This is a genomic window from Bradyrhizobium zhengyangense (assembly GCF_022012555.1).
In the GTDB taxonomy this organism is placed as follows: domain Bacteria; phylum Pseudomonadota; class Alphaproteobacteria; order Rhizobiales; family Xanthobacteraceae; genus Bradyrhizobium; species Bradyrhizobium zhengyangense.
This window is the reverse complement of the sequence record NZ_JAKLTZ010000057.1, coordinates 1-3,333: the sequence shown is the minus strand read 5'-3', so window position 1 is coordinate 3,333 and position 3,333 is coordinate 1. Positions and strand designations below refer to the sequence as shown.

General features: G+C 58.8%; 3 protein-coding genes and 1 pseudogene. 1 reads left to right on the top strand and 3 read right to left on the bottom strand.

Going from position 1 to position 3,333, the window contains the following annotated elements:
• Positions 1 to 114: 114 nt before the first annotated feature.
• Complete coding sequence (locus L6639_RS42710) at positions 115 to 291, bottom strand: hypothetical protein (RefSeq protein WP_237867341.1); 177 nt, start codon at positions 289 to 291, stop codon at positions 115 to 117.
• Between the two features lie 758 nt (positions 292 to 1,049).
• On the opposite strand from L6639_RS42710, the gene L6639_RS42705 reads away from it, so the two are divergent.
• Entirely contained in the window at positions 1,050 to 1,448 is a 399-nt protein-coding gene (locus tag L6639_RS42705) for a response regulator (protein WP_237867340.1), read from the top strand.
• Positions 1,449 to 1,611: 163 nt separating this feature from the next.
• Here L6639_RS42705 and L6639_RS42700 read toward each other — a convergent pair whose 3' ends face one another.
• Both L6639_RS42700 and L6639_RS42695 read right to left on the bottom strand, forming a co-directional pair.
• Entirely contained in the window at positions 1,612 to 2,901 is a 1,290-nt protein-coding gene (locus L6639_RS42700) for a hypothetical protein (RefSeq protein ID WP_237867339.1), read from the bottom strand.
• Positions 2,902 to 3,153: 252 nt separating this feature from the next.
• Positions 3,154 to 3,333 (bottom strand): annotated as a pseudogene (locus L6639_RS42695) (alpha/beta fold hydrolase); the annotation flags it as partial.

The following is a 3,333-nucleotide window of genomic DNA, read 5'->3' as shown; positions in this document are numbered from 1 at the left end:
GCCACTTCTACATCCACAATGGCGACGATTCAGCCTTCGTTTGCGAACGCGGCTGAGTTCTTCAACACCCTGCTAGGGGGCTGTGCGCGACAGCTTGAGTTTTCGCGCCCTTGCTTACGGGCAGGTTCCGTTGCCGAAGTAGGTCGCCTGCCGATACGTGTACTGCATGACTTGCATGGTCAGCTGAAAACGTGGGTCGTCGCCATTCGTAATCGGGCATCGTCCGCCGGAGACGGCGGCCATTTCGTCATCGCGCAACGGCGTGAAGTCAGTCTTGGCGTTCGTCGACATCGTGAGCCTCCTGTTGAGATGTGCGGCTTATCGCGAATTCTGTTGGTTCTACTGTGAGTAGCCTCACGCACGCGACCGACATGCTCGGCATGGGTTCAGAGCAACCTCCTGAACTGCCCTACTTGGGCATAACGGCAGAGAACTTTGCCTGATGCTGAGGGGCATCAAGCCTCTTGCCTATTTCCTGAATTTTGTCCCCCGCGAGTTCGACGTCAATATTCCGACGTTCGACAGACACTTGGCTGCGGGTCGGTTGATAAGACGCGAATTCGTTGAACTGCCACACCGAAGGCTGCTCTACGCGTTACCTGACCACCAGTGGCGGATAGACGCCATGCTCGCGCTCCCAAACGAACTCGACGCAAGGTCCGAAGATCATGAACGGCGCTCTTGCGAATTGCTTGGCTACGAGGGCTGGCAGATTGACTATTGGCTGGCACATCGTCGCTCGCGTGCGGATGCTCAGTCTGCTTCTGGGCCCGTACCTGACTTGGCAACGGCTTGCTGAGATGTCCGCTCGTCGGCGAAAAAGGGACGTCCCGGGGCGTTACGTCAACAGACATGCTTCGTTCGAAGGGTGTTCTGAGCCCCGCCGCTTGCTCCAATTCGGCATCCGCATCTAACCCGCGACAGCCCAAGCCGAATTCGAACTGCCGATTTTTATTTATGTGCACTTTTGCACACTTTCTTCGGAACGATGATCCCCTGGCCGCGTATACCCCCTGCTGCTGTCATGGCGGCGCGCGTGGGGTCGCCAAATGACAAGCCAACTGCTTATCCTGGTCGTTGAAGACGACCAGGATGTTCAAAACATCGTCCAGGAAAGCCTCAGCGACGGAGGATTTGAAGCCTTCATAACTTCGTCTGGCGAGCGTGCCATCGAGCTGCTTGATATCGCTGAAGGCAAATACCGGGCGCTTGTCACAGACATCAATCTGCGTGCCGGAAAGGCAGACGGGTGGCATGTCGCACGCCACGCTAGAAAAATCGACCCCAACTTTCCCATCGTTTATATGAGCGGAAAGGACGCTGACGATTGGGCGTCACAGGGTGTCCCTAACAGCATAATGTTGGCGAAGCCGTTCGCGCCCGCGCAGCTTGTCACCGCCCTTTCCAACCTGCTGAACGCCGCGCCGCCGGCCTCCCCAACCGTTTGAAGGGCTTCGTCTCTTCGCGCCCATACCCACTAAACGGCCATGTCGTTTTTTGGCCCCTTAGCGGACCAATCACGGCATGGTGCGCGACGGCCGCTTTTGACCTGTAGCCGACATATCGAAATCAAGAAGATCGGAGAGGCCGAGAAACGCAGCGCGGCCTTCACTACGGAAGTCCTTTTGTCGCCGTAAAGGGATTGAACCCACGTTCCGCGAGGGCAGCCCACGAAGCTGCGCCAAGATGTGGCAATCGGAAATAGAGGCGTGGCCTCGCCGGATCGGTATCCAACATGAACCCGGTCGGTAGCGCGCGGACACTTGTGGCAAAGAACCCGCCATCCGGCGACCTCTGGGATTCTATGACGGCGATCAACGACTCTGCCCTCCCAGTCCTGCCGAGCAATTTCAGCAAGAGAGCCATCTGGCTCGTCCCCTCGGTCCACACGCCGTCGCGGTCTTCACCGTAGGAAAAGCCCTTGTCGACACTCATTCGCTGTTCGGCGGTCGTAATTGCCGGTGCAAATTTCTCGGCCGCTCCGGGGAGCGCCGTTAACGGCCAGACTTGAGCATCAAGGGCCAAAATCGGATTGCGCGTGACGCCGTCTTCAGCGGTCCCTGCGGCGAAACAGGCGCATGCCGGATCCCACATCGTATCGACGAAGCGCTCAGCAGCTGTCGCCATATCACGCCAGCGCGGATCGCCGGTGCGGGTTGCAAGAAGGCCAAACGCGGCGGCGAGGTCAGTATTGTGCTCGGTTGATTTCCATGTCCGCAACTCGGGCGTCGGTTCGTGCCCAAACGTACCGCCCGTGAAACCGCCAGTGCCGCGCGCGTCGGCCCATTGCGCGACCCAGGTGCCCAGCCGTGCCGCACCCTCGCGGAACCGAGAGCCGGTGTTCACATCATCAGTCGACAGCAACGCCAACATGGCCCATGCCATGTTACCGACATCGCTGCCCACCTGATATCGATCTTCCAACCACTTGTTCTGCGAGATGTCCCACCAACCCGGAAGTTTGGCGGAGCCACTGGCCACCGCACCCGCGGCGTATGCGTTCCGGAGCCGCCCATCATGCCAGGTGCGGTCGTTATCGATGGCCCAGAGAATCGCCGAGCCAATTCGATACGCCTTGTCTCGCTCGCCGCAACCGACCAATGCGATGGCGGCTACCGCATTATCATAGAGGTAGGCGGCGCCATGGAGAGGCCCCGATTCGACGGTCGGATAGCTGGGCAGGAATAACGGCCCTGACGGCGCTGCCTTGTCGATCAGACCAGCGAGGTATCCGCACGCTGACGATTCCGGTGTTGCCTGAGCCCCGAGTGGAGCGGCGACCACAATGATTGTGAAAGTCGTTAGGATGCATAGGAAGGCTGCTATTCGGCCCACTTGCTGTTCTCCGGGTGGACGATGGTCCTCTTTATACCCAGCGGGCGATGTCTTGAAGTGCCCCATAGCGGACGTCCAAGAGAGCACGAGGTGGCTCAGTCTCAGCAAGTCCATCTCTCGCCCATGAGCAAACGCGGAGTGACCTCAAGGCCGAGCAACGCTGCCGAGGCCGCCGCTTCGATCGAGACCTTGGCCGATGAATTCTTGAGGAGGGTTTGAGCTTCTTGTTCGTTCCTTCGTCACTACGGCGAAACGCGGACCCTCCTCAATATACGCCCATAAATGTCTATCATCGGCGATAATGGATGAGAGATGTCGTCAAGACCTGATGAACGAGAGCAGGTCGGGGTTGAGGACATCCGCATGCGTAGTGAGCATGCCATGGGGATAGCCGGGATAAGTCTTCAGCGACCCGTTCTTAAGCAGGTTGACCGCACGCGGCACTGAACTTGCGAACGGGACGACTTGATCAGCCTCGCCATGCATCACCAGCACCGG

What these genes read in the sequence shown, in the direction of transcription:
- L6639_RS42710 (WP_237867341.1), bottom strand. Translation starts at nt 291, where the DNA reads ATGTCGACGAACGCCAAGACTGACTTCACGCCGTTGCGCGATGACGAA.
- L6639_RS42705 (WP_237867340.1), top strand. Translation starts at nt 1,050, where the DNA reads ATGACAAGCCAACTGCTTATCCTGGTCGTTGAAGACGACCAGGATGTT.
- L6639_RS42700 (WP_237867339.1), bottom strand. Translation starts at nt 2,901, where the DNA reads ATGGGGCACTTCAAGACATCGCCCGCTGGGTATAAAGAGGACCATCGT.